22 protein-coding genes are annotated in these 24,163 nt (G+C 67.3%); 13 read left to right on the forward strand and 9 right to left on the reverse strand.

Annotated elements, in window-relative coordinates; all coding sequences use genetic code 11:
• The first annotated feature begins 21 nt into the window (after positions 1 to 21).
• On the forward strand, positions 22 to 597 hold the full coding sequence (locus IEY21_RS04980; protein WP_229752892.1) for an HNH endonuclease: 576 nt from the start codon (positions 22 to 24) through the stop codon (positions 595 to 597).
• A gap of 70 nt (positions 598 to 667) precedes the next feature.
• On the forward strand, positions 668 to 1,219 hold the full coding sequence (locus IEY21_RS04985; protein ID WP_188901984.1) for an HD domain-containing protein: 552 nt from the start codon (positions 668 to 670) through the stop codon (positions 1,217 to 1,219).
• Positions 1,220 to 1,266: 47 nt separating this feature from the next.
• Here IEY21_RS04985 and IEY21_RS04990 read toward each other — a convergent pair whose 3' ends face one another.
• The 3 genes from IEY21_RS04990 to IEY21_RS05000 are packed head-to-tail and all read right to left on the reverse strand — an operon-like array spanning position 1,267 to position 4,752.
• Positions 1,267 to 1,713, reverse strand: coding sequence for a response regulator (locus IEY21_RS04990; protein WP_188901986.1), 447 nt, complete (start codon positions 1,711 to 1,713; stop codon positions 1,267 to 1,269).
• Positions 1,710 to 4,049, reverse strand: coding sequence for a PAS domain-containing sensor histidine kinase (locus IEY21_RS04995; RefSeq protein ID WP_229752894.1), 2,340 nt, complete (start codon positions 4,047 to 4,049; stop codon positions 1,710 to 1,712). Before IEY21_RS04995 ends, IEY21_RS04990 begins: the two co-directional genes overlap by 4 nt.
• Before the next feature lie 16 nt (positions 4,050 to 4,065).
• On the reverse strand, positions 4,066 to 4,752 hold the full coding sequence (locus IEY21_RS05000; RefSeq protein ID WP_373290479.1) for a response regulator transcription factor: 687 nt from the start codon (positions 4,750 to 4,752) through the stop codon (positions 4,066 to 4,068).
• 351 nt (positions 4,753 to 5,103) lie between these two features.
• On the opposite strand from IEY21_RS05000, the gene IEY21_RS05005 reads away from it, so the two are divergent.
• The 4 genes from IEY21_RS05005 (at position 5,104) to lon (ending at position 11,304) form a co-directional block, all read left to right on the forward strand.
• Positions 5,104 to 6,765, forward strand: a complete 1,662-nt coding sequence (locus IEY21_RS05005; protein ID WP_188901990.1) for a ribonuclease J — start codon at positions 5,104 to 5,106, stop codon at positions 6,763 to 6,765.
• 148 nt (positions 6,766 to 6,913) lie between these two features.
• The gene (gene clpP, locus IEY21_RS05010) at positions 6,914 to 7,519 is read left to right on the forward strand and encodes an ATP-dependent Clp protease proteolytic subunit (protein ID WP_184135517.1); all 606 of its coding nucleotides are present in this window, start codon (positions 6,914 to 6,916) and stop codon (positions 7,517 to 7,519) included.
• Positions 7,516 to 8,727 (forward strand): ATP-dependent Clp protease ATP-binding subunit ClpX, encoded by a 1,212-nt coding sequence (gene clpX / locus IEY21_RS05015; protein WP_188901992.1) that lies wholly within the window; start codon positions 7,516 to 7,518, stop codon positions 8,725 to 8,727. The genes clpP and clpX overlap by 4 nt, the downstream gene beginning before the upstream one ends.
• 141 nt (positions 8,728 to 8,868) lie before the next feature.
• Entirely contained in the window at positions 8,869 to 11,304 is a 2,436-nt protein-coding gene (lon, locus tag IEY21_RS05020; protein ID WP_188901994.1) for an endopeptidase La, read from the forward strand.
• Positions 11,305 to 11,403: 99 nt separating this feature from the next.
• Here lon and IEY21_RS05025 read toward each other — a convergent pair whose 3' ends face one another.
• The 4 genes from IEY21_RS05025 to pgeF all read right to left on the reverse strand — a co-directional run bounded on the left by IEY21_RS05025 (position 11,404) and on the right by pgeF (position 16,743).
• Complete coding sequence (locus IEY21_RS05025; protein WP_188901996.1) at positions 11,404 to 12,648, reverse strand: type IV pilus twitching motility protein PilT; 1,245 nt, start codon at positions 12,646 to 12,648, stop codon at positions 11,404 to 11,406.
• 72 nt (positions 12,649 to 12,720) lie between these two features.
• A complete protein-coding gene (locus tag IEY21_RS05030; RefSeq protein ID WP_188901998.1) occupies positions 12,721 to 15,399 on the reverse strand; it encodes a type II/IV secretion system protein in 2,679 nt (892 codons plus the stop codon).
• Positions 15,400 to 15,436: 37 nt separating this feature from the next.
• A complete protein-coding gene (locus tag IEY21_RS05035) occupies positions 15,437 to 15,955 on the reverse strand; it encodes a YqeG family HAD IIIA-type phosphatase (protein WP_188902000.1) in 519 nt (172 codons plus the stop codon).
• Positions 15,952 to 16,743: a peptidoglycan editing factor PgeF gene (gene pgeF / locus IEY21_RS05040; RefSeq protein ID WP_188902002.1), complete on the reverse strand. Its 792-nt coding sequence runs from the start codon at positions 16,741 to 16,743 to the stop codon at positions 15,952 to 15,954. The genes IEY21_RS05035 and pgeF overlap by 4 nt, the downstream gene beginning before the upstream one ends.
• Before the next feature lie 118 nt (positions 16,744 to 16,861).
• Here pgeF and IEY21_RS05045 point away from each other — a divergent pair, with 118 nt between their 5' ends.
• The 6 genes from IEY21_RS05045 to accC all read left to right on the forward strand — a co-directional run bounded on the left by IEY21_RS05045 (position 16,862) and on the right by accC (position 22,077).
• Positions 16,862 to 17,647 (forward strand): enoyl-ACP reductase FabI, encoded by a 786-nt coding sequence (locus tag IEY21_RS05045; RefSeq protein ID WP_188902004.1) that lies wholly within the window; start codon positions 16,862 to 16,864, stop codon positions 17,645 to 17,647.
• 55 nt (positions 17,648 to 17,702) lie between these two features.
• Positions 17,703 to 18,143 carry a cysteine hydrolase family protein gene (locus IEY21_RS05050; protein ID WP_188902006.1) on the forward strand — a complete coding sequence of 147 codons (441 nt, stop codon included), beginning with the start codon at positions 17,703 to 17,705 and terminating at the stop codon, positions 18,141 to 18,143.
• Positions 18,144 to 18,173: 30 nt separating this feature from the next.
• Positions 18,174 to 19,202 carry a M42 family metallopeptidase gene (locus IEY21_RS05055; RefSeq protein ID WP_188902008.1) on the forward strand — a complete coding sequence of 343 codons (1,029 nt, stop codon included), beginning with the start codon at positions 18,174 to 18,176 and terminating at the stop codon, positions 19,200 to 19,202.
• Between the two features lie 82 nt (positions 19,203 to 19,284).
• Positions 19,285 to 20,025 carry an IclR family transcriptional regulator gene (locus IEY21_RS05060; RefSeq protein ID WP_188902010.1) on the forward strand — a complete coding sequence of 247 codons (741 nt, stop codon included), beginning with the start codon at positions 19,285 to 19,287 and terminating at the stop codon, positions 20,023 to 20,025.
• 165 nt (positions 20,026 to 20,190) lie between these two features.
• On the forward strand, positions 20,191 to 20,727 hold the full coding sequence (gene accB, locus IEY21_RS05065; RefSeq protein ID WP_188902012.1) for an acetyl-CoA carboxylase biotin carboxyl carrier protein: 537 nt from the start codon (positions 20,191 to 20,193) through the stop codon (positions 20,725 to 20,727).
• 12 nt (positions 20,728 to 20,739) lie between these two features.
• Positions 20,740 to 22,077 (forward strand): acetyl-CoA carboxylase biotin carboxylase subunit, encoded by a 1,338-nt coding sequence (gene accC, locus IEY21_RS05070; protein ID WP_188902014.1) that lies wholly within the window; start codon positions 20,740 to 20,742, stop codon positions 22,075 to 22,077.
• 68 nt (positions 22,078 to 22,145) lie between these two features.
• Here the strand turns inward: accC and IEY21_RS05075 are convergent, their stop codons facing one another.
• Both IEY21_RS05075 and IEY21_RS05080 read right to left on the reverse strand, forming a co-directional pair.
• Positions 22,146 to 22,361, reverse strand: coding sequence for a hypothetical protein (locus IEY21_RS05075; protein WP_188902015.1), 216 nt, complete (start codon positions 22,359 to 22,361; stop codon positions 22,146 to 22,148).
• Positions 22,362 to 22,765: 404 nt separating this feature from the next.
• Positions 22,766 to 23,074, reverse strand: a complete 309-nt coding sequence (locus IEY21_RS05080) for a hypothetical protein (RefSeq protein ID WP_188902017.1) — start codon at positions 23,072 to 23,074, stop codon at positions 22,766 to 22,768.
• 121 nt (positions 23,075 to 23,195) lie between these two features.
• On the opposite strand from IEY21_RS05080, the gene IEY21_RS05085 reads away from it, so the two are divergent.
• Positions 23,196 to 23,999 carry an exodeoxyribonuclease III gene (locus IEY21_RS05085; protein WP_188902019.1) on the forward strand — a complete coding sequence of 268 codons (804 nt, stop codon included), beginning with the start codon at positions 23,196 to 23,198 and terminating at the stop codon, positions 23,997 to 23,999.
• Positions 24,000 to 24,163: the final 164 nt, after the last annotated feature.

Below are 24,163 nucleotides of genomic sequence, written 5' to 3' on the forward strand. Positions count from 1 at the left end.
ACGCGCCGTAGAATGCGGGGCATGACAATCAAGGGCGTGAGGGGGGAAGAGGACGGACAACCAGCTCGTGTGGTTGCGGGACCCCGCGTGGTGGCAGACCTGAATGCGCCGCGTGTGCTGGTGCTGAACGCATCCTACGAACCGCTGCATGTCACAAGCACCAAGCGGGCCATCACGTTGCTGCAGTACGGCGTGGCCGAGGTGCTTGAGGACAGCGGCGACGTAATCCGCTCGCCGAGCACGGTGCTGAGCGTGCCCAGCGTGATCCGGCTGCGCCGCTACATCCGTCGTCCGCGCGTGCATCCGGTGCCCTTTAACCGCCGCAACGTCCTGCGGCGCGACACCTTTGCCTGCCAGTACTGCGGCTCGGAGGGCGACCTGACCCTCGACCACGTCATGCCCCGTTCGCGCGGCGGGCGGCACAACTGGGACAACGTGGTGACCGCGTGCCGGGGCTGCAACCAGCGCAAGGGCAACCGCACGCCCGATGAGGCCGGCATGCCGCTGCGGGTGCCGCCGCACGCCCCCACCTTCGGCGTCTATGCCCACGGCCAGTTCGCCCACTGGCAGCCGGAATGGGCCCGCTACATCCACTGAGCGTCATTCGCCAAGTACACCGCCCCGGAGCCCTCGCCCGCACCCGGCTCGACCCCCTAAACTACCCGTCATGAACCGAGCCCAGGCCTACGCGCTGATGCTGGAACACACGCCCTCGCCGTCGCTGCGGCGGCACATGCTGAATGTGGAGGCCGCCATGCGCTGGTACGCCCGCCACTGGGGCGAGGACGAGGAGCAGTACGCCGTGACAGGCCTGCTGCACGACTTCGATTACGAACTGCACCCGCAGGAGCACCCGACCTGGGGCGTGCAGTTTCTGCGTGACCACACCGACACCGCGCCCGAGGTGCTGGACGCGATCATGGGGCACGCGGCCTACACCGGCACCCCGCGCACCACCCGGCTCGCGCAGACCCTGTTCGCGGTGGATGAACTGACCGGACTGGTGCAGGCGGCGGCCCTGATCCGCCCGGACGGAGACGTGCGGCAGGTGGAACTGAAGAGCCTGAAAAAACGCTTCAGGAACCGGGCGTTTGCAGCCGGGGTCAACCGCGAGGAGGTCGAGCAGGGCGCGCGTGAGCTGGGCGTGGAGTTAGACGACCACCTGCAGCACGTGCTGAGCGCCCTGCAGGAGATGTCGCCCGTGGCCGAACCCGCCTGACCCCGCTTCGGGCTGGCTGGCCCCGTGTGGGCCGCGCCGGAGCCCGGTTACAGCCGGGGCGGAAAGCGCACGAAGGTCAGCCAGAAGTCCTCGAAGGCGCGGATGGCGCTCAGGAAATTCTCGAAGCCCACCGGCTTGACCACGTAGCCGCTGGCGTGGCGCTGGTAGGACAGCCGCACGTCGTCCTCGGCCTGGCTGGTGGTCAGCATCAGCACCGGAATGCTGCTCAGGTCCGCGTCGGCCTTGATCTCCTCCAGAACCTCCAGTCCGTTCTTGCGCGGCATGTTGATGTCCATCAGGATCAGGTCCGGGCGCGGCGCGGCGGCGTGCTCGGCCTCGCGGCGCAGGAACCTCAGCGCCTCCACCCCGTCGCGGGCCACATGCAGGCGGTTGGGCACGCGCGCGTCCTCAAAGGCCTCCAGGGTCAGCAGGATATCGGGTTCGTTGTCCTCCACAAGGAGGATCTCGATCTGGCGGGCAGGGGCCTGGGTCATGGTTGGAGGGGGGTCATGGTCGGGGAGGGGGCAGGGCTGGGGGACACCGCGGGCAGGGTGAGATGAAAGGTGCTGCCCTGTCCGGGCGCAGACTCCAGCCACAGCCGTCCGCCATGATGCTCCACGATCTTACGGCAGATCGCCAGGCCCATGCCGTTACCGGCATAGTCCTCGCGGCGGTGCAGCCGCTGAAAGATGTCGAAGATCCGTTCCTGATACTCCGGCGCGATGCCGATGCCGCTGTCCTGGACGGTGACGTGAATCCACGGTCCTTCCTGGCGTGACGCGACGTACACGCGCGCGGGCTGGCCCGGCAGCGTGAATTTCAGGCCGTTGCTGACCAGATTGGTGAGCAGCGGCGCGAGCAGCGGCGCGTGGCCCAGCACCCGGTGCGGGGTCTCCCAGGTCAGCTGCCCATCGCCCGCCGCACGCGCGGCCTGCACATTCTGCGCGGCCAGCCGCATCACGTCGTCGAGGGCCACCGGCACCGGCAGGGTCTCGCCCCGGCCCACCCGTGAGAAGTCCAGCAGGTCCTGAATCAGGCTGCGCATGCGGCCCACCGCGTCCTGCATGAACGACAGGTAGCGGTCGGCACGCTCGTCGAGCTGCCCGCCGTAACGCCGCTCAAGCAGTTCGGCGTAGCTGCCCAGGGTCCGCAGCGGCTCCTGCAGGTCGTGCGAGGCGACATAGGCAAACTGCTCCAGGTCGGTATTGCTGCGCTCGAGTTCCTCGATGGCTTCCTCGAGCCGGGTCTGGGCGCGCAGGCGCTCGGTGATGTCCTGCACCATCAGCACCGCGCCGCTGACCTCTCCTGACACCGAGAACATCGGCGTGACCACGCTGGACACGTCCACCGCATGGCCCTGCGCGTGCCACAGCACGTCGTGGTCTATGCGGCGGGTCTGGCCGTCGCGCAGGGTCTGGTGGATGGGGCACTCCTCTTTTGGGTAAGGGGTGCCGTCGGCGTGGCTGTGGTGAATCAGGTCGTGCTGCTGACTGCCGATCAGGCGCTCGACGCTGTAGCCGAGCATGCGCGCCGCCGCCGGGTTGGCGAAGGTGCTGCGGCCCGCCGCGTCCAGTCCGAAGACTCCCTCGCCGGCGGCGGTCAGCAGCAGCGTGGAAAAGCGCGTGACCTCGGCGAGTTCCTGGGTCCTGGCCGTGACCCGGCCCTCCAGCTCGGCGTTCAGTGCCCGCAGCGCCTCCTCGGCCTCACGCACGGCGCTGATGTCGGTCTGGGTGCCGATCCACTCACGCACGCTGCCGTCCCCGTTAAGAACCGGCACCGCCCGCACCTGCATGGGCACGTACTGTCCGTCGGCGCGGCGCAGACGGTGTTCGGACTGATAGGGCCGCAGGGTCTGCACGGCCTCCAGCCAGCCGCCCACCGAGCGCTCGCGGTCGTCGGGGTGCAGGGCCTGTCCGCCCCCCCCGCCATCCAGGTAGTCGTCGGGGCCCTGGCCGGTAAACGCCTCCCAGCCCGGTTGCGGGCCGTTGAAGACCCCCTGGGCATCGGTGGTGAACACGATCTGTGCAGTGGCCTCGACCAGCGAACGGAAGCGCTGCTCGCTGCGGCGCATCTCATCTTCAATTCTGCGCTGGGCCGTGACGTCCACAAAGACGGTCGTGACCTGTTCGGGTGTCCGGCTGCCCGGAGCGCGGCGTGGAATGGCGCTGACCAACAGCCAGCGCCAGTCCTGCTCGCCCGGGTGGTAGACCCCCATCGGCACTTCCAGCAGGGGCTGCCCGCTGCGCAGCGCCTGAACGGACGGATGCGTCTCGCTGGGAAAGGGCCGGCCGTCCGGATGTATGGTCCGCCAGCACGGATCGAGCACGTCGCGTCCGGTCAACTGTTCGGGGCTCAGGCCCAGGATGGTGGACGCGGCCGCGTTGGCGTGCTGGACGGCGCTGTCTGCTCCCTGCACGGTCATGCCCAGCCCCAGGCTGTCCATGAGTTCCAGCGCCACCTCCAGCGGATCATGGGCCTCGCGCAGATGAAGCAGGGCCGCGCCCGGCCCCGACGGCGTGATGGTCGCCAGCGCCGGGGCCACCGTGTCCACCATCTGGATGGACAGGCGTGAGCCCGCTCCCTCAAAGGCGCGGGCCAGCGCGTCGCGCAGCTGCTGCGCCGTGCCCGGCACGAACAGGGCGGCCCAGTTGTGGGCCGCGTCGGCCTCTCCCTGCGAGACGCTTTCCAGGCGTTCACGCGCGGCGGCGTTCAGGGCAAAACGGCCGCTGGCCCACACCACCACAGTCGGGTCGGGCAGGGCGGCGAGCAGGGCGGCGGCCTCCACACCCGCAAAGGGCGCGGCGTCAGACACGTCGATCAGGGACTTCAAGGGAACTGAGGAGCGTTCAGCCGCGCAGCGCGTAGCCGACGCCGCGTACGGTGCGGAGCAGGCCGTAGCCGTCAAGGTCGCGCAGCTTGGCGCGCAGGTTCGCCATGTGCACGTCCACCACGTTGCTGCCCTCGGGCAGGCGGCCCTGCCAGATCTCCTGACCGATCTCCTGGCGCGAGTAGACCCGGCCCGGCTGACGAATCAGCAGCGCCAGGATGTCGAATTCCTTGGGCGACAGCCGCAGCTCCTCGGCCTTGTAGGTCACCAGCCGCTTCTGGGGGTCCAGGGTCAGCTCGCCCATGCTCAGGCTCTCGGTGGTGCGCTGGCGCAGCTGCACCTTCACGCGGGCGAGCAGCTCGTCGGGGTGAAAGGGCTTGATCAGGTAGTCGTCGGCGCCCAGGCCCAGCAGGCGCACCTTCTCGTCCACCGTGTCGCGGGCGGTAAGCACGATGATCGGCACGGCGCTGTTCTTGCGCAGCCGCTGCACCACGTCGCCGCCGTCAAAATCGGGCAGCCCCAGGTCCAGCAGGATCAGCGCCGGGTGATCCTCGCGCGCCTTGATCAGCCCGTTCATGGCCGAATCGGCGTGTTCGACCTCGTAACCGGCGTCCGTCAGGTCCATCTTCAGGACGTTGGCAATGTCCAGATCGTCTTCGATCACCAGAATGCAGGGGGAAGTCACCGTTTCATGATACGCCTTCATGAAGGCTGCGGGCGCGTCGTCCGGGTGTGCAGCGCGTCGGCGCTGCCGTGGGAAGGCCCGCACCTCGCCCCTCCCCCACCGGACAGGGGGTGGGCTGCGCTGGAAATTCAGCCCCCCTGTCGTGCTAGCCTGGGCAGACCGCGTCACGGGTCTGGCCCCTTATCGGGCTGGTCACGGGCGACACAATCGCCAGCAGTTCAGCACGTCCACCTGACTGAGACTGCCTCCAGGCCGCATCCGCTGGGCCACCGCCGCATTCAAGTCACGCCTGGCCTCAAGTCCTTCTCTGCGATTTTGCGACATCTGCATCATCTGGTCCCGACCGCACAGGCCACGCTCCGGAGTTCCCAAATGACCCACCCAGACAGCACCCCGACCGCCCCGCACCTCGAAGTGATTCCGCTGGGCGGCATGGGCGAGATCGGCAAGAACATCACCGCCTACCGCTACGACGACGAGATCATGGTCGTCGACGCCGGCCTGGCCTTTCCCGAAGCGCACCAGATGGGCATCGACCTGATCATCCCGCGCATCGACTACCTGCAGCAGAACGCAGGCCTGATCAAGGGCTGGATCCTGACGCACGGCCACGAGGACCACATCGGCGGCCTGCCGTACATCCTGCCCCGCCTGCCCAAGGTCCCGGTGTACGGCGCGCCGCTCACCCTGGGTCTGGTCCGCGAGAAGCTCTCGGAGTTCGGCATCAAGGACAACGAGACCGACCTGCGCGAGGTGGACCTGAACGCCAAGTTCAAGATCGGCAAGTACTTCGGGGTCGAGTACTTCCGCATGACCCACTCGATTCCCGACAACGCCGGGTACATCCTGACCACGCCGGCGGGCCGCATCGTGCACACCGGGGACTTCAAGCTCGACGAGCATCCCAGCGACGGCCAGCTCAGTGACCTGGGCAAGATCGAGCAGGCGGGCAAGGACGGCGTGCTGCTGCTGATCAGCGACTCGACCAACGCTGAGCGTCCGGGCCGCACCATGAGCGAGGCCGAGGTTGCCCGCAATCTGGAAGACGTGATCGCCGGCTGCAAGGGCCGGGTGTTCATGACCACCTTCGCCTCGAACGTCAACCGCATTCAGAACGTCATCAACATCGCCCACCGCCAGAGCCGCCGGGTCGTGATGGAGGGGCGCAGCATGCTCAAGTACGCGCAGGTGTCCCAGGGCCTGGGCTACATGGAACTGCCCGAGCCGTTGCTGACCAACGATGAGGTCGCCAGCATGCAGGACCAGCAGGTGCTGTATGTCTGCACCGGGTCGCAGGGCCAGCCCATGAGCGTGCTCTCGCGCCTGGCGTTCGGCAACCACGCCAAGATCGCCCTGCGCCGCGGCGACAGCGTGATTCTGTCCAGCAACCCGATTCCCGGCAACGAGGAAGCGGTCAACCTGGTCATCAACCGCCTGTACGAGATCGGCGTGGACGTGTACTATCCGCCCGCGTACAAGATCCACGCGTCCGGCCACGGCTCGCAGGAGGAACTCGCCACCGTGCTGAACCTCGCGCGGCCCAAATTCTTCCTGCCGTGGCACGGTGAACCCCGCCACCAGATCAACCACGCCAAGCTGGCCCAGACGCTGCCGCGCCCGCCCAAGCGCACCCTGATCGTCAAGAACGGCGACGTGATCCGCCTGAGCGCCGATGAGTTCAAGGTGACCGGCACGGTGCCTGCGGGCGCGGTGTACGTGGACGGCCTGGGCGTAGGCGACATCGGCGACGACGTGCTGCTCGACCGCGTGAACATGAGCCAGGAGGGCATCCTGATCATGACGGCGGTGCTGCACCCCACGCCGCATGTGGAGGTGGTCTCGCGCGGCTTCGTGCGCGCCAACCGCGACCTGGACAACCAGATCCGCAAGGTGGCGCTGGAGGCCATCGAGGGGGGCACCCGCGACAAGAAGCGCCTGGAAGACGTGCGCGACGACATGTACGGAGCCGTGCGGCGCTTTGTCCGCAAGGTGACGGGACGCAACCCGGTCCTGATTCCCATGATCGTGGACTGAGCACAGACTTTTGCGGGCGGGCAGACGGCGCAGGCCGTTCCTGCCCGCCTTTTTGCGGGTCTGAGGCGGCGCGCCCGCACCCGGGCACCGGCCCGTTTTTCCCCATACCGACACTTTCCTTTTCTCGGGCCGCCCTATAATCGCGCGCATGGGCATCATTCCTTACGTGATCGAACAGACCGGACGCGGCGAGCGCAGCTACGACATCTACTCGCGCCTGCTCAAGGACCGGATCATCTTCGTGGGTACGCCCATCGAGTCGCAGATGGCCAACAGCATCGTGGCGCAGCTGCTGCTGCTCGACAGCCAGAATCCCGAGCAGGAAATCCAGATGTACATCAACTGCCCCGGCGGCGAGGTCTACGCCGGGCTGGCGATCTACGACACCATGCGCTACATCAAGGCGCCGGTGTCCACCATCTGCGTGGGCATTGCCATGAGCATGGGCAGCGTGCTGCTGATGGCCGGGGACAAGGGCAAGCGCATGGCCCTGCCCAACAGCCGCATCATGATTCACCAGGGCTCCGCCGGCTTCCGGGGCAACACCCCGGACCTGGAGGTGCAGGCCAAGGAAGTGCTGCACCTGCGCGACCGCCTGGTGAGCATCTACAACAAGCACACCGATCTGCCCCACGACAAGCTGCTGCGTGACATGGAGCGCGACTACTTCATGTCGGCGGACGAGGCCAAACAGTACGGTCTGATCGACAGCGTGATCGAGAACACGCGGCAGATCGAGGAGGTCGGCGTATGACCAAGGCAGGAACCGGAGACCGCTGCTCGTTCTGTGGGCGCCAGCATCCCCAGATCGCCCAGCTGATCGAGGCCCCGGGCCGCGCGGCCTTTATCTGCAACGAGTGCACCGACCGCGCCTTTGAGCTGGTCAAGCAGAACAAGAAGGCCGGCAGCGAGTTCACCCTTGAGGAGCTGCCCAGCCCACGCGAGATCAAGGCCTACCTCGACGAGTTCGTGATCGGGCAGGACGAGGCCAAGAAGGCGCTGGCCGTGGCGGTGGTCAGCCACTACCAGCGCCTGGCACACCCCGACGTGAATCTGCAGAAGAGCAACATCCTGCTGATCGGGCCGACCGGGACCGGCAAGACGCTGCTCGCGCAGTCGCTGGCCGAGATGCTGGAAGTGCCCTTTGCCATCGCCGACGCCACCACCCTGACCGAAGCGGGGTACGTGGGCGACGACGTGGAGAACGTGATCGTGCGCCTGCTGCAGGCCGCCGAATACGACGTCTCGGCGGCCGAGCGCGGCATCATCTACATCGACGAGATCGACAAGATCGCCCGCAAGTCCGAGGGCACCTCGATCACCCGGGATGTCTCGGGCGAGGGCGTGCAGCAGGCGCTGCTCAAGATCATCGAGGGCACGGTCGCGCAGGTGCCGCCGCAGGGGGGCCGCAAGCACCCGCAGCAGGAACTCGTGCAGGTAAACACCAAGAACATCCTGTTCATCGTGGGCGGGGCCTTCGAGAGCATGTCCGAGATCGCCCGCGCCCGTACCAACGTGCGCGCGGTGGGCTTCGGTGCCGAGCACAAGGGCGAGGAGAAGAGCGAGCTGCGTTTCTTGCCCGAGGACCTCGTGAAGTTCGGGCTGATTCCCGAGTTCGTGGGCCGCCTGCCGCTGGTAGTCCAGCTTCAGGACCTCGACGAGGAGGCGCTGGTTCGCATCCTGACCGAACCGCAGGGCGCGATCGTGCGCCAGTACCAGTCGCTGTTCGGGTTCCAGGACGTGGACCTGTCCTTCACCGAGGGCGCGCTGCGCGAGGTGGCCCACCGTGCCAAGGAGCGCAAGACCGGGGCGCGCGGCCTGCGTGCGGTGCTGGAAAAGGCCATGACCGATCTGCTGTTCGAGCTGCCGGTCGAGGGCCTGCGCGAGCTGCGCTTCGACGCCGCCCACATCGACTCGCCGCTGGATATACTTGAGTCTAAGGGACTCAAGAAGTCTGCGTAAAAGGCAACGAAGCTTACAGCATCCCCGCCGGGGGGTCCCTAGAATCCTGGGACACCTTGCGGGGGTGTCTTCTTGCATTCTTCCCGCGTTAAAGTGGTCTATTCACCCGCTGCCCACAAAGCGCGGTTCTAAGGAGTCAGCATGATCTGGGAACTTCCCGTCGTCGCCCTGAGAAATATGGTTATCCTGCCCGGTGTCACGCAGAACATCGACGTGGGCCGTCCCAAGAGCAAGCGCGCCGTGGACGAGGCGCAGGCTTCCGACCGCCGCGTGCTGCTGCTGACCCAGCGGGACGCGCGCACCGACGATCCCACCCGCGCCGAGCTGTACGACATGGGTGTGCTGGCCGTGGTCAAGCAGGTCGTGCGTATGCCCGACAACACCTATCAGGTGCTTGTGGAGGCCCAGGAACGCGCCTCCGTGCAGGACGAGGTGAGTGCCGCCTACATGCGCGTGCGCGCCGAGACCCAGCCCACCCTGACCGATGACAGCCGCGAGGCCGTGGTCCTGACCGGCGAGGTCAAGTCGGCCTTTGAGGAGTACCAGCGCCAGAACAAGAACCTGCGCCTGGACAACTACCAGCTTGAGGGGCTCAAGGCCCTGAACGACGGCGGCGCCCTGTCCGATCAGGTCGCGCACCACGCCACCTGGACCCCCGAGGAGAAGCAGGAGATTCTGGAGGCCGTTGCGCTGCGGGCCCGCCTGGAAGCGACCCTGAAGTTCCTGACCCGCGACACCGAGCGCTTCAATATGGACAAGAAGATCGCCGGGCGCGTCAAGGAACAGATGGACGCCAACCAGCGCGAGTACTACCTCCGAGAGCAGATGAAGGCCATCGGCAAGGAACTGGGCGGCGGCGAGGACGGTCCCGCCGAGGTCGAGGCCCTGCGCGAGAAGATCGAGGAAGCGGGCATGCCCGAATCGGTCAAGGAAAAGGCCCTCAAGGAACTGCTGCGCCTGGAGCGCACGCCCGGCGGCAGCCCCGAGAGCACGGTCGTGCGCAACTACATCGACTGGTTGATTGACGTGCCGTGGAGCAAGCGCGACGAGGAGATTCTGGACATCGGGCGCACCCGCGACATCCTGAACGCGGACCACTACGCGCTGGATGACGTCAAGGACCGCATCCTGGAATTCCTGGCCGTGCGCCAGCTGACCCACAAGGACGGCGAGACCGAGGAGCAGCGCAAGGAACGCACCGCCGAGGAGCGCACCGATGACGCCGAGCTGCGTGCGCCCATCCTGTGTCTGGTGGGGCCTCCCGGTGTGGGCAAGACCTCGCTGGGCAAGAGCATCGCCCGCAGCCTCAACCGCAAGTTCGTACGCATGAGCCTGGGCGGCGTGCGCGACGAGGCCGAGATCCGCGGCCACCGCCGCACCTACATCGGTTCCATGCCCGGGCGCATCATCCAGGGCATGAAGACGGCGGGGGTCGCCAACCCGGTGGTCCTGCTCGACGAGATCGACAAGATGAGTAGCGACTGGCGCGGCGATCCCTCCTCAGCCATGCTGGAAGTGCTGGACCCCGAACAGAACCACACCTTCCAAGACCACTACCTGGAAGTGCCCTACGACCTGTCGCAGGTGATGTTCATCACGACGGCCAACAGCCTGCAGACCATTCCCCGTCCGCTGCTTGACCGCATGGAAGTCATCCAGATTCCCGGCTACACCCAGGTCGAGAAGGTGGAGATCGCCCGGCGTTACCGCGTGCCGCGCCAGATCAAGAGCCACGGCCTGAGCGGCAAGCTGGAGATCACGGACGCCGCCCTGAACCGCATCGTCGAGGAGTACACCGCCGAGAGCGGCGTGCGCAACCTGGACCGCCAGATCAGCAAGCTGGCCCGCAAGGCCGCCCGCGAGCTGCTGGAAAAGCCGTGGGAGAACGTGAAGGTCATCGACGCCGCGCAGATTTCCGATTATCTGGGAGTGCCGCTGCACCGCCCCGACAAGATGGAGAAAGAGCCGCAGGTCGGCGTGGCTCAGGGTCTGGCCTGGACCAGCGTGGGCGGCACCATGCTGCTCGTCGAGGCGCTGGCAACCCCCGGCAGCGGCAAGATCAGCATGACCGGCTCGCTGGGCGACGTGATGAAGGAAAGCGTGGGGGCAGCCATCGCCTACCTGCGCGCCCACGCCCAGGAGTACGGCGCGGACCCCGAGTTCCACAAGAACCTGGACCTGCACGTGCACTTCCCCGACGGCGCGACGCCCAAGGACGGTCCCAGCGCGGGCATCACGATTGCCACCGCCGTCATCAGCGCCATCACGGGCCGCCCGGTGCGCATGGACGTCGCCATGACCGGCGAGATCAGCCTGCGCGGACGTGTGCTGCCCATCGGCGGCCTCAAGGAGAAACTGCTGGCCGCGCACCAGGGCGGCATCCGCGAGGTGATCTTTCCCAAGGACAACGAGGCGCACCTGCAGGAAGTGCCCGACAGCATCCGCGGCGACCTGAAGGTTCACCCGGTTGAGCGGGTAGGCGAGGTGCTGGATCTGCTGCTGCTGCCCAAGCCCGCCGGCAGCCAGCCGACCATCCCCCCCAGCCAGAGCAAGGGCGCGACCCAGCCCGGCGCCTAAGGGACCGGGAGCCTGGGCTCCCCCTCCCTCACGGTAAAAGCGCTCCCGCCATTCACAGGCGGGAGCGCTCTACTCGGTGGTGTCTGGGGGCCGCTGGGCTCAGCGCCGGCCCCGGCCATACGCCCCGGTTTCCGAGGTGCTGCCCGGCGAGGCCGTGCGGCCCGCGTCGCTGCCCCAGGTCGTGCTGGTGGCCGAGGGAGAGGAGGCGGACGGGCTGGCCGGTATGGCCGCGCCGTAACCGCCCTGCGGCGCCCCCCCCGACTTGGCTCCCCCGGCGTCATTGGCCAGGCGCGCGAACTCCTTGGGATCGACCGCGCGGGTCGCGCCGACGTCAAAGCTGATGATGCGCCGGCGATACAGGTTGGCCAGGAACGCGTCCATGGTGATCATGCCCTCGCGCAGGCCGGTCTGCATGACGCTGGTGATCTGGTAGGTCTTGCCCTCGCGGATCAGGGCGCGCACGGCAGAATTGGCCATCAGCAGCTCATAGGCCAGGATGCGGCCCTGGCCGTCCAGCCGCGGCAGCAGCTGCTGGGTCATCACGGCCACGAGGTTGTTGGCAAGCTGCACCCGGATCTGCTCCTGCTGCTCCTCGGGAAACACGTCCACGATGCGGTCAATGGACTCGGGTGCGGAGTTGGTGTGCAGCGTACCCATCACCAGGTGTCCGGTCTCGGCAGCGGTCACGGCGGCCTTGATGGTCTCGTAGTCGCGCATCTCACCCACCAGAATCACGTCGGGGGCCTGACGCAGCACCGCGCGCAGGGCGTCGTTGAAGCTCAGGGTATCCGAGCCGATCTCGCGCTGGTTGATGATGCTCTGCTTGTGCACATGCATGAACTCGATGGGGTCCTCGATGGTCATGATGTGCATTTTCTTGGTCGAGTTGATGTAGTCGAGCATGGCCGCCAGCGTGGTGCTCTTGCCCGAGCCGGTGGGACCGGTGACCAGAATCAGTCCGCGCGGGGCGTTGGCGATATCGACCACGTTCTGCGGCAGCCCCATCTCCTCGGCGCTCTTGATCTTGGTGGGAATCAGACGCATCACGCCGCCCACGTTGCCGCGCTGCATAAAGGCGTTCACGCGAAAGCGTGCCTTCTCGCCCAGCGCGAAGCTGAAGTCGAGTTCGCGGCGTTCCTCGAAGGTGCGCTGCTGTTTCTCGTTCATCATGGAGTACATCAGCTTGCGGGTCTCGGTGGATACCAGCGAGGGAAAGCCCTGCGAGCCATACACGCCCGAGAGCTTGAACTGCGGCGGCAGGCCCACGGTCAGGATCACGTCGGACGCTCCCTTCTCGGCGGCGATGCGCAGGATGTCGGTGATGTCGGCGGGGGGCTGGGTCATGGTTTACCTCTGAAGCGGTGAAGGAAGTCGGTGTGGAGTGCGGCCCTGTGCGGCGTGGCCGTGGTGGTCTGGCTAGCTGCTCGTGACGGCCAGGACCTCTTCGAGGGTCGTGACGCCCTGCAAGGCCTTCTCAATGCCGTCCTGACGCAGGGTTTTCATGCCGCTGCGTTCCACGGCCACATCACGGATCTCGATGGCCGTCTTGCCTGCACCGATGGCCGCGCGCAGAGGTTCGTCCACCACCATCAGTTCGTGGATGCCCATGCGGCCCTTGTAGCCGGTGCCTCCGCAGCGGGCGCAGCCAGCGCCGCGCATCAGCTGGGCGCCGCGCAGGTCGCGCTCCTGAATGCCCAGGCGCCGCAGGACGTCCGGGTCGGCGTTGGTCGGGGCCTTGCACTCAGGACACACCTTGCGGACCAGGCGCTGCGCGAGCACCCCCACCACCGAGGCGCTGATGTTGAACGGCTCGACTCCCATCTCGTCCAGACGGATGATCGCGCCGGGCGCGTCGTTGGTGTGCAGCGTCGCCAGCACCAGGTGGCCGGTCAGGGCCGCCTCGACGGCGATCTTGGCCGTCTCGGTGTCGCGGATTTCCCCCACGAAGATGATGTCCGGGTCCTGACGCAAGAAGGCCCGCAGCGCCCGGGCGAAGGTCATGCCCGCCGTGTTGTTGACCTGCGACTGGACAATGCCCGGAATCTCGTACTCCACCGGGTCCTCGATGGTGGTGGTGTTCTTCTCGGGCCGGGCGATGCGCTTGAGCGTGGAAAAGGAGGTAAACGACTTGCCCGACCCGGTCGGGCCGGTAACCAGAAAGATGCCGTTGGGCTTCTCGATCACGTCGAGGTAGCGCTGAAAGTTGTGCTCAGAAAAGCCCAGCTGCTCGACTTCGGGAATGTTGCTCGCCTTCTGCAGCAGACGCATCACGGCCTTCTCGCCGTACACGGTGGGCAGGGTGGACAGACGCAGGTCGATGTCGATGCTGCCCTTCTTGAAGCGCACGCGGCCGTCCTGCGGAATGCGCCGCTCGGCAATGTCCAGGTGGCCCATGATCTTGATGCGCGCCAGGATGCTCTGCGCCGCTCCCTTGGGCAGCTCGTTCTGCTCGCGCAGCACGCCGTCAATGCGGTAGCGCACGCGCAGGTTGTGTTCGGTCGGCTCGATGTGGATGTCGCTTGCATCCTGCAGGGCGGCCTCGCGGATCAGCCCGTCGACCACCTTCACCACGGCGTTGTCGTCCAGTCCGGCGCTGAGGTCCAGGTCGCTCTGCTTCTGGGATTCCTTGTCGCGTTTTCTGGACTCGTCCTGCAGGCGCTGGTTCAGGTCGGCCATGCCCTGGTTGCCGAAGTACCGCTCGATCAGGCGGATGATGTCCTTTTCCGCCATCACCGCCGGAATGATCTCGCGTCCGGCAATCAGCTTCAGGTCGTCGAGCGCAAAGACGTTGCGCGGGTCCTTCATGGCGACCACCAGCGCGTCGCCTTGCATGCGGATCGGCACCACGCCGTAGCGCCGCGCGGTGGGTTCAGGAATCAACAGCGCGACCTTGACGTCCGGCGGGTTCTGAACCGGATCGAGAAACTCATAGCCCAGCTGCGCGGCCAGCGAGCGCGCCAGCATCTCCGGCGAGAGCTTGCCCGACTGCACCAGCGTGTCTTCCAGGCGGCCGCCGCCCGCATTCTGCTTTTGCAGGGCGCTGTCGATCTCGTCGGCCCCCGCAAAGCCCAGCTCGACGATCACCTCGCCCAGCGGCTTGACCTTGCCCTCGCGGGCCTGCACCTGCAGCGCCTCGCGCAGCTGCTCACGCGACAGGCTGCCCTGCTGCACCATCTGCTCGCCCAAGCGGCCGCGCTGCGGATAGAAGCGCTCGATCAGCAGATCCACATCGCGCGGCTTGGCGAGGATCAGCTGCATCGAACGTCCGAGCAGCGCCTCGATGTCATCGCGTTTGCGGGGATCGCTGGCGACCACCGTCACGTCCCCGTTGTCGGTCTCGTCGACCGGCACAGCGGAAAGACGCAGGGCGTCGGCGCGCATCATGCTGCCCAGCACGTCCTCGGTGGGCTGGAAGTCGCGCGGGTTGCGCAGGTAGATTGCCCCCGCCTGCTCGGCGAGCAGCTCATACAGCTGGTCTTCGGTGATGACCTGCTGGGCCACCAGGGTCACGCCCAGCGGCTCACCGGTCTGCTGCTGGGCGTCCAGGGCCACCTGCAGTTGGGCGTCGTTGATCAGCCCACGCGCGATCAGGCGCTGACCCATCTGCCCGCCCGTGCCGTCCCCGGTCTCGGTGGGCGTGACCGGAGTGAGGTCGAGTTCCGGGTAGTTCAGGGCAATGGCCCAGGAGATCTGCTCCTGCAGCGCCTGATACGGCTCAATGTTCAGGTTGCTGTCGTCTTCCAGGGCCTCGAGCGCCACGCTGGACAGCGGATCGACCAGCGCCACACGCAGGGTGCCGCCCTCCAGCGCAAAGGGAAAGGCCCCCACGCTCAGGGCCGTCTGGGCCCGCACCGCCGCGATGGCCTGCGGCTCGGGCGTGACCACCAGCAGGTTGACCAGCGGAATGCCCAGCGCCTCCTCGATGGCCCGCGCGATGCGCTTCTCGCCCACCAATCCCGAGTCAATCAGGATCTCGGCCAGGCGACCGCCCACCTCGGCATGGCGCACCAGGGCCTTTTGCAGGTCGCCGTCGTTGACGTATCCCTGCTCCAGCAAAATCGCGCCCAGACGGCGGTCACCTATAGAAAGAGCCATATCTTATTTCCTCCTCGTGATGTGCGGGGCCAGGGCCTCAGACTTTCCAATCATGTCCGTACCTCCGCAGCACCAGCCGTTCCAGATGCCGGGCCACCCGCGTGTGGGGCAAGGCGTTGGTTGCCAGGGGCCGCACCAGGATGGTGTGCATGCCGCTGAGGTTGCCTCCCAGCACGTCGGTGAACAGCTGATCGCCGACCATGCCCACCTGCTGGGCCGGCAGATTCAGGGCCCGGAGGGCCAGACGGTAGGCGCGGGGATTGGGTTTGCCCGCCAGCCCGACGCCGTGAAAGCCCAGACGCGCGAGCCAGAAAGCCGCCCGCCGACCCGTGGCATTGCTCAACAGATACAGGCCTATGCCCGAGTCGAGCAGGTCACGCGCCCAGCGGAACATGCCGGCGGCGGCGGCCTCCTCGTAACTGCCGTAGGGCACCAGCGTGTTGTCAAGATCGAGCAGCAGCCCGCGCAGCCCGCGGCGGGCCAGAAATTCCGGCGTGATCTGCAGGATGCTGTCAATCACATCGTCGGGCCGCAGCAGACTGGAGCGCCCGGTCATGCGCTTGCCCCCTGCAGCGGCGCGGCCCCGGTCCCGCTCAGGGCGATCACGGCCCACATGCGTCCGGTGCGCCCTGCATCGCGGCGGAACGAGTAGAACCCGGCCTCGGTCGAGCAGCGCCCGCTGAGCCAGATGTGGGCGCTGTCCACCCCGGCATCTTCCAGCACAGCCCGGTTGGCCCCGGCCAGATCGAGGTGCCGGTGGCCGTCCCGTTCCAGCACCCAATCGCCCAGACCGGCCGCCACAAATTGCCCCGCCACCGGCGCGCCGACCTCGTAGCGTTCGCCACAGATGCCGGGGCCGACCGCCGCGTGGATGCGTCCAGGCTGCGCCCCCAGGGCCGTCATGGCCTGCACGGTCCTGGCGGCAATGCGGCCTACAGTGCCCTTCCAGCCGGCGTGGGCCGCGCCGATCACACCCGCGAGCGGATCCTCCAGCAGCAGCGGGTAACAGTCGGCCGTCCCGATGGCGAGTGCGACGCCCGGGGTGCGGGTCACCAGCGCGTCACCGGTCCACACGCCCGGTCCGTCCACGGTGAGCACCTCGGTGCCGTGAACCTGATTCAGGCGGGCAAAGTGGGCGACGTCCAGGCCCAGCGCCCCGGCCAGACGGCGGCGGTTCTCGGCCACCGCCCGCGGGTCGTCCTCACGGTCGTCCAGGTTCAGGCCGCCGCCCCCCGGCGCTCCATATGCGCCCGCCGACACGCCTCCACTCCGGGTAGAAAAGGCGTGCGGCGCGGTCAGGTGCGGCGCGGTCAACAGCATCAGATCTGCAGTATCCGTGTTCATCTCTCACTGGATTCTGACGGCTGAGGCCCCCAGATGGGGGAAGACCGGGACCAATTCGCCCGGCCCGGCTTGCACCTGCTTCAACTTCCCCGGCGGTCCGGGCGCTAAAGTCCGGAACATGAGCGTGCAAATTGACCTGAGTGACAAGACGGCCCTGGTGATGGGCGTGGCGAACGCGCGCAGCCTGGGCTGGGCCATTGCCGAGCAGCTGCTGTCCGCGGGCTGTCGGGTGGGCTTTTCCTACCAGGGTGAGCGGTTGAAAAGTGAGCTGGACAAGCTGCTGGCGGGCCGGGAGGGCGTGTGGAGCCAGCAGGCCGACGCCACCAGCGAGGATGACCTCACGGCGCTGTTCGCCCGCGTGAAGCAGGAGTTCGGCCATCTGGACTATCTGGTGCATTCCATCGCCTACGCGCCGCGCACGGCCATGGAGGGACGCTTCCTGGACACCACGCCCGAGGACTGGAACACCGCCCTGAACGTCAGCGCGTACACGCTGGTCTCGTGCTGCCGGCACGCCGAGCCTCTGCTGCGTGAGGGGGCCAGTGTCGTCAGCCTGACCTACCACGCCTCACAGCAGGTGGTGCCCAAGTACAACGTGATGGGCGTGGCCAAGGCCGCCCTGGAGGCCGCCACCCGTTACCTGGCCGCCGATTTCGGCCCGCGCGAGATCCGGGTCAATACCATCAGTGCCGGGCCGATGCGGACCATCGCCGCCCGCAGCATTCCCGGTTTCGGCGGGCTGTACGACAAGGGCGCGCGCAACGCCGCCTTTGGCCGCAACGCGACCTCACAGGAGGTGGGCAAGCTCGCGCTGTTCCTGCTCTCGGACCTGGGCAGCGGCGTGACCGGACAGACCATGTACGTGGACGCGGGCCTGAGCATCATGACCGTGAAGGAAGACTGAGCGCGCCCCGCCCCCGCTGGAGCGGAGGTGGCGCGCGGGCCGCTATCATCGGCACATGAGCCTCACGCCCCTCGCCCTGATCTTGCTGAATGTGCAGCGCCAGCGTCTGGAGGACCAGCCGCACGAGCGTGAGGTGACGCGCGACTGGGCCCACCGCGTTGACCACGCCCGTGAGCAGGGCCAGCTGATCGTGATGATTCAGTGGGACGGTGCGCCGGAGGGAGCGTCCGGGGAGGGCCCACACGCCGAGCCCGAAACCTTCAGCAAGGGCTGGACGCTGCACCCGGATTTCCGCGCCGAGGCGGGCGACCTGCTTGTGCGCGCCCGGCGCCCCGATGCCTTTTCCGGCACCGATCTGGAAGCCGAGCTACGGGCGCGGGCCGTGCGCGAGCTGCACTTTCTGGCGCTGCCGGACGCACCGGAACTCGCGGTCACCGCCCACAGCGCCCGCGAGGCGGGCTTCACGGTCACGCTGGAAGTGCCGACCCTGGCCTGAAGGCGCCAGACGGACGCTAGGCTGGGCGCCATGAATCTGGACTACACGCTGGACGTTTTGCTGCGCCTGCTGGAGACGCCCAGTCCCACCGGTTTGACCTCAGAGGCAGTGGCGTTGATCGAGCAGGAGGTCCGGGCGCTGGGCGTCACCCCGGTCCGCACCCGCAAGGGAGCACTCACCTGGGAGCTTCCCGGCACGGGCGACGGGCACGTCACCTTCAGCGGGCATGTGGATACCCTGGGAGCGCTGGTCCGGGAGATCAAGAGCAACGGCCGGCTGCTGCTGTTCAGCATGGGCGGCTACGACTGGACCACCGTGGAGGGTGAGGACGTGCGCGTTCATACCCAGGACGGGCACGGAGTCACCGGCACGGTGGTGAACATCCGCCAGAGCACGCACGTCCACGGCGCGGCCCTGCGTGAACTCCGGCGCGAGGCCGCCGTGATGGAGGTGCGCCTGGATGAACGGACCTCCAGCGCCGCCGAGACCCGCGCGCTGGGCATTGAGGTCGGCGATTTTGTCAGCTTCGATGCCCGGCCCCGGGTCACGCCCGCCGGATACATCAAGTCGCGCCATCTGGACAACAAGGCCGCGGTCGCGATCTTTCTGGACGTGACGCGCGACCTGCTTCAGAACCCGCCCGAGCGGACGGTCGCCTTCCACGTCGCCACCTATGAGGAGGTCGGGCACGGGGCCGCCACCGGCATTCCCCCGCACACCGACGCCCTGGTGGCGGTGGACATGGCGGCGGTGGGCGAGGGCCAGACGAGCAGCGAGCACCACGTCACGCTGTGTGTGGCCGACAGCGGCGGCCCCTACGACCACGACCTGGGCAAGCGGCTGCGCAGCGTGGCCCGCGAAGCTGGAGTGGAGCTGCGCGTGGACCTCTACCCGTACTACTCCTCGGATGGCACGGCGGCGTGGCAGGCGGGCGGCGATTATCCGGTGGCCCTGATCGGTCCCGGGGTGGACGCCAGCCACGCCTACGAACGAACCCACACCGACGCCCTGAGGGCAACGGCGGACCTGATGCTCGCCTACGTGCGGTCAGACCGCTAAACCACTGAACGCCCGGGCCTCTGGGCCCGCTTGCCTGCCCCACCCCCTACCCAGGACCCGGTTGTCCCCGTAAGCTGGACGGGTGCTGTCCCTTCAGAAAGCGGCAAACATTCTCTCGGCCTTCAGTGCCGAGCAGCCCGAGTGGGGCGTGCGCGCCCTGGCCACCCATCTGGGCGTGCCGCGCGCCACGGCCCACGCCTATCTGGCCGGGCTTACCGGCGCGGGATTCCTGCGCCGCACGCCCGCCGGCAAGTACCGCCTGTCGTGGCACCTGGCCGAGATGGGCGCGCAGCTCACCGCCTCGCTGCCGTGGTTTCCCGAGGCCCGCGCCCTGATCACCCGGCTGGCACTGGAGGTCCGCTGCGTGGCCTTTTTGTGCATTCTGGAAGGCGAGGACGTGGTGGCCGCCATCCGTGAGCGGCACCCCGACGCCGACATTGACCTGCCGCTGGACGTGTACCTGCCCGCCACCGCGACCGCGAGCGGCAAGCTGCTGTACGCCCACGCGGAGATCACGCCCAAACACTTTGCCGCTTGCACCCAGAGCAGCATCACCACGCCCGACGAGTGGCGCACCGAGGTTGCCAAGGTCCGGCGGCTGGGTTACGCCTACAGCATCGAGGAATGGATTCCGGGGCAGTGCACCCTGGGCGTGCCGTACCACCATGCCGACGGCCCGGGCATGGGCGCAGGCAACGGCCTGAGCGGCGGCATGGTGGCGGCCATCGGCGTGCAGATGAGCGCTGGGCGCTACCTGCGCGAGGAACGCGCCGTGCGCGAGCGGGTGCTCGACATCGTGCGTGAGGCCGAGGCGCTGAACTGAGGCGCCGCGCTCCATCCCCCGGCTTCACCGGTTAGACTCGGTGCAGCCAAACGAGCGTTAGGCAGCGGGTAACACGTCCCCGCCGGCCGCAGCCGTCATGATGGTGAACGGAAATTGCCACGGCACCCCCATGCAGCCTGGGAGCCCAGCACCCGAGGAGGGACCATGAACCCGGAAGACCTGAAACAGATTCTCGATGCCCTGAAATCCGCCGATGTCCGTGAATTCAGCCTCAAGACCGGCAGCTTTGCCCTGGACCTCAAGCGGGGCCCGCAGCCCAGCAACGGCCCGGCCTTCTCCAGCGCCCCCGCCGCGCCCCAGGGCCCGTCCCTGCCCGCCGCGTTTGAGTCGGCCTTCGATGCCGCGCCCAGCGCTTCGGGCAGCGCTCCGGCTTCCCAGAGCAGTCAGGCCAGCGCCCCCGCCGCGCCTGAGAGCAGCCCCGCCCCGGCGGCGCCCGCCGCGAGCAAGGGTGCGCCGGTCAAGGCGCCCATCGTGGGCACCTTCTACTCCGCCTCCAGTCCGGACGCCGCGCCCTACGTCAAGGTCGGCGACACCGTGCAGGCCGGACAGGTGCTGTGCATCATCGAGGCCATGAAGCTGATGAACGAGATCGAGGCCGAGACGGGCGGCGTGGTGCGCGAAATTCTGGTGAAGAACGCCGAACCGGTGGAATACGGTCAGACGCTCTTCCTGATCGAGTAAGGGCGGGCGGCTGTGTTCAAGAAGATCCTGATTGCCAACCGCGGTGAGATTGCCCTGCGCGTGATCCGCACGGCGCGCGAGCTGGGCGTCCAGACGGTCGTGGTGTACTCCACCGCCGACGAGAAGAGCCTGCCGGTCCTGCTTGCCGACGAATCGGTGTGCGTGGGCCCGCCCGCCAGCAACGCCTCGTACCTGAACATTCCCAACATCCTCTCGGCGGCGCTGATGACCGGCGCCGAGGCAATTCACCCCGGCTACGGCTTCATGGCCGAGAACCCTGATTTTGCCGAGATGTGCCGTGAACATGGGCTGGTCTTCATTGGCCCCACGCCCGAGAGCATGCGCGCCCTGGGCAGCAAGGCGGGCGGCCGGGAGATCGCCGCCGCCTCCAAGGTGCCGGTGGTGCCGGGGACCGGCGTGCTTCAGGACCTGGACGCCGCCATCCTGGCCGCCAAGCAGATCGGCTATCCGGTGCTGCTCAAAGCCAGTGCCGGCGGCGGCGGGCGCGGTCAGAAGGTCATCCGTACCCAGGACGAGCTCAAGAAGGGCTTCGATCAGGCCCGCGAGGAAGCCCGGCTGTACTTCAGCGACCCGGCGCTGATCATGGAGAAGTTCCTGGAGGAATTCCGGCACGTGGAGGTGCAGGTGATGGGCGACGGCACCGGCCACGTCATCCACATCGGCGAGCGTGACTGTTCCATCCAGCGGCGCAACCAGAAGCTGATCGAGGAGGCGCCCAGCACCCTGCCCGACAGCCTGCGTCAGGAGATCCTGGCGGCGGGCGTGCGGCTCGCGCAGCACGTCAACTACGCCGGGGCGGGAACGCTGGAATTCATCGTGGACCGCGACGGCAACTACTACTTCATGGAGATGAACACCCGCATTCAGGTCGAGCACTGCGTCAGTGAAATGATCAGCGGCCTCGATCTGGTGCGCATGCAGCTGGAGATCGCCTCGGGTCACGGCCTGAAGCTCAAGCAGGAAGACGTGAAACTGCGCGGCCACGCCATCGAATGCCGCCTGAACGCCGAGGACCCCGACAAGGACTTCCGGCCGGCGGCGGGCAAGATCGACGACGTGCATTTTGCGGGCGGCCCCGGCGTGCGGGTGGACAGCCACGCGTATACCGGCTACGTGATCCCACCGCACTACGACAGCCTGATCGGCAAGCTGATCGTGCACCATGACGACCGCGCCGAGGCGATTGCCCGCATGAAGCGCGCCCTGGAAGAAACCGTGATCCAGGGTCCCAAAACCACCATTCCGCTGTACATCAAGATCATGGACAACCCCTTTTACAAGCGGGGCGCGGTCATGACCAACTTCCTGAAAACGCGCATGGACATGTAGAGCCTGCAGGAACGCAAAGCGAGAACACCCGGCTTGACACCGGGTGTTCTCGCTTGTGCGGCGGACGCTCAGTTGAAATCGAACAGGCTGCGGCCTTCCTTCTCCCGGTCCTCGGCCACCTTGCCCAGGATGAAGAAGGTCGGGGCCCAGTGGCCCAGGAACAGACCGTCGCGTTCCTTGACGTCCTGTTTTTTGCCGTCTTCCGCCTTGCCCTTCAGGAAGTTGCCGGCCGACAGCAGGATGGAGGCGTAACCGAGGATGTACAGCACGTTGGAAAATTTCATGCGGTCACTGTCGCCTGTGGCCGGGAACCCGAAGGTAAGCCCCCCGCTAATCTCAGGATTGCATGGAGGCTTCTTGACCGAATCGTAAATGACCTGTGGCGCGGCCTTCTTCCGGAAGGGGCCTTCTCCGTCACATCACCCGTGGGGCCCTGCCGGGACCGCCCGGACGGAGTGGCCGCGCTGTGCAGCAAAGAGGGACAGCAGTTGAGACCACACGAGGCCAGGAACTCCGGCCCCGTGCAGGCGAGCCTGCGTCGGAGCAGAAGCCTACTGGCCGGCGGGTGAACGTGCGCACAGCGTCCGCTCACGCGGCAGCTGGCCGATTGTCCCACCCCCCGAAAAGAAACCAGAAATGAAGAAGGGGAGCCAGTGGCCCCCGCAATCCCGGACGGTGTCCCCCCGCCTTACTTGTCGAACTTGGCGTACCCGGCGGCGCTGCGGCGCTGGGCTCCCCGAGCGTAGTCCATCTGCATTTCCACGGTATCGTGCTTGCCCTCGGTGAAGGTGCTGCTGTGGATCCAGTAGTTCAGCCGGTCCTCCCCGAGCTGCACCCACAGCTTGTGTTCGTCTTCCTCATCGCGCCAGAAAACCACATGCTCAAAACCGTTCTGCTGGGCCCAGCCCTGAATGTCCTTGAGGACACGGGCCGCCCTGGGATGCGTCATCTGGAATTCCTGTCCATCGGATTCGTTGCGGAACTTGAGGTCGGCCATGATGTCCCAGCGTAGCCGAAAGCGGGTGCTGAACGGACATGAGCTGGCTGAACATGTCTTAAACATGTCTGTTCCCACCCCCGGACGGCCGGGCACAGACGCCACGCTATGCTCGGCCCCGATGACCGCGCAGACGCCTCCGGCTGGCCCCCCGCTGAAAGTAACGACCCTGAATGTCAACGGCATTCGCAGCGCCCTGCGCAAGGGACTGGCCGACTGGGCAGCGCGCGAGCAGCCCGACGTGTTGCTGCTGCAGGAGGTGCGTGCCGATCCCCAGCCCGGCGCCCTGGCCCACCTGGGCTACCACAGCGCGTGGTTTCCGGCGCACAAGGCCGGCTACAGCGGTGTGGCGATTCTGGCCCGCCACCCGCTGGAAGATGTCCGGACGGGCATGGTCCACGGCGAGATGGACGCCGAGGGCCGGGTGCTGAGCGCGGTGGTGGCCGGCGTGCGGTTCGTGAGCGTGTACCTGCCCAGCGGCAGCAGCGGGGAGGCACGGCAGGGCTTCAAGGACCGCGTGCTGGGCGATTTCCAGGCCTGGACCGCCGCACTGATCGCCGAGGGAAGGCCGCTGGTGATCGGCGGGGACTACAACATCGCGCACCGGGAAATCGACCTGAAAAACTGGCGCAGCAACCGCAAGAACAGCGGCTTTCTGCCCCATGAGCGCGAGTGGATGGGTGCCCACCTGGAACTGGGCCTGACCGACACCCACCGCGCCAACTTGGGCGACGAGGCCGAGTACACGTGGTGGAGCAACCGCGCGGGGGCATACGACAACAATGTCGGCTGGCGCATTGATTACCTGCTGTCCTGTGGCGTGGAGGTGTGCGGGGTGCGCGCCGACCGGGCGGCCCGGCTCAGCGACCACGCGCCGCTGAGTGGGATGTTGCGGCAGGCAGAGGCGTTCCCGGCCCACCCGTAAACTCCCCATGAACAATGCCCTTTGCCGGGACATGTTATGCTGCGCGTGCTGCCGGGTTTCAGGACAGCGCCGCCACTCCCCGCCGGTCCAGAGGACTGCGGTTGGCCCCAGCGGGGGCCGTGGCACCGGCGCGACCCGAGGAAGCGATCACCAGTTCCCGTGGG

It is taken from the genome of Deinococcus aerophilus, assembly GCF_014647075.1.
GTDB lineage: Bacteria > Deinococcota > Deinococci > Deinococcales > Deinococcaceae > Deinococcus > Deinococcus aerophilus.

Bases quoted from the DNA above. Each gene is read 5' to 3' on its own strand.
- IEY21_RS04980 (WP_229752892.1), top strand. From the start codon at position 22: ATGACAATCAAGGGCGTGAGGGGGGAAGAGGACGGACAACCAGCTCGT.
- IEY21_RS04985 (WP_188901984.1), top strand. From the start codon at position 668: ATGAACCGAGCCCAGGCCTACGCGCTGATGCTGGAACACACGCCCTCG.
- IEY21_RS04990 (WP_188901986.1), bottom strand. From the start codon at position 1,713: ATGACCCAGGCCCCTGCCCGCCAGATCGAGATCCTCCTTGTGGAGGAC.
- IEY21_RS05000 (WP_373290479.1), bottom strand. From the start codon at position 4,752: ATGAAGGCGTATCATGAAACGGTGACTTCCCCCTGCATTCTGGTGATC.
- IEY21_RS05005 (WP_188901990.1), top strand. From the start codon at position 5,104: ATGACCCACCCAGACAGCACCCCGACCGCCCCGCACCTCGAAGTGATT.
- clpP (WP_184135517.1), top strand. From the start codon at position 6,914: ATGGGCATCATTCCTTACGTGATCGAACAGACCGGACGCGGCGAGCGC.
- clpX (WP_188901992.1), top strand. From the start codon at position 7,516: ATGACCAAGGCAGGAACCGGAGACCGCTGCTCGTTCTGTGGGCGCCAG.
- lon (WP_188901994.1), top strand. From the start codon at position 8,869: ATGATCTGGGAACTTCCCGTCGTCGCCCTGAGAAATATGGTTATCCTG.
- IEY21_RS05025 (WP_188901996.1), bottom strand. From the start codon at position 12,648: ATGACCCAGCCCCCCGCCGACATCACCGACATCCTGCGCATCGCCGCC.
- IEY21_RS05030 (WP_188901998.1), bottom strand. From the start codon at position 15,399: ATGGCTCTTTCTATAGGTGACCGCCGTCTGGGCGCGATTTTGCTGGAG.
- IEY21_RS05035 (WP_188902000.1), bottom strand. From the start codon at position 15,955: ATGACCGGGCGCTCCAGTCTGCTGCGGCCCGACGATGTGATTGACAGC.
- pgeF (WP_188902002.1), bottom strand. From the start codon at position 16,743: ATGAACACGGATACTGCAGATCTGATGCTGTTGACCGCGCCGCACCTG.
- IEY21_RS05045 (WP_188902004.1), top strand. From the start codon at position 16,862: ATGAGCGTGCAAATTGACCTGAGTGACAAGACGGCCCTGGTGATGGGC.
- IEY21_RS05050 (WP_188902006.1), top strand. From the start codon at position 17,703: ATGAGCCTCACGCCCCTCGCCCTGATCTTGCTGAATGTGCAGCGCCAG.
- IEY21_RS05055 (WP_188902008.1), top strand. From the start codon at position 18,174: ATGAATCTGGACTACACGCTGGACGTTTTGCTGCGCCTGCTGGAGACG.
- accB (WP_188902012.1), top strand. From the start codon at position 20,191: ATGAACCCGGAAGACCTGAAACAGATTCTCGATGCCCTGAAATCCGCC.
- IEY21_RS05075 (WP_188902015.1), bottom strand. From the start codon at position 22,361: ATGAAATTTTCCAACGTGCTGTACATCCTCGGTTACGCCTCCATCCTG.
- IEY21_RS05080 (WP_188902017.1), bottom strand. From the start codon at position 23,074: ATGGCCGACCTCAAGTTCCGCAACGAATCCGATGGACAGGAATTCCAG.
- IEY21_RS05085 (WP_188902019.1), top strand. From the start codon at position 23,196: ATGACCGCGCAGACGCCTCCGGCTGGCCCCCCGCTGAAAGTAACGACC.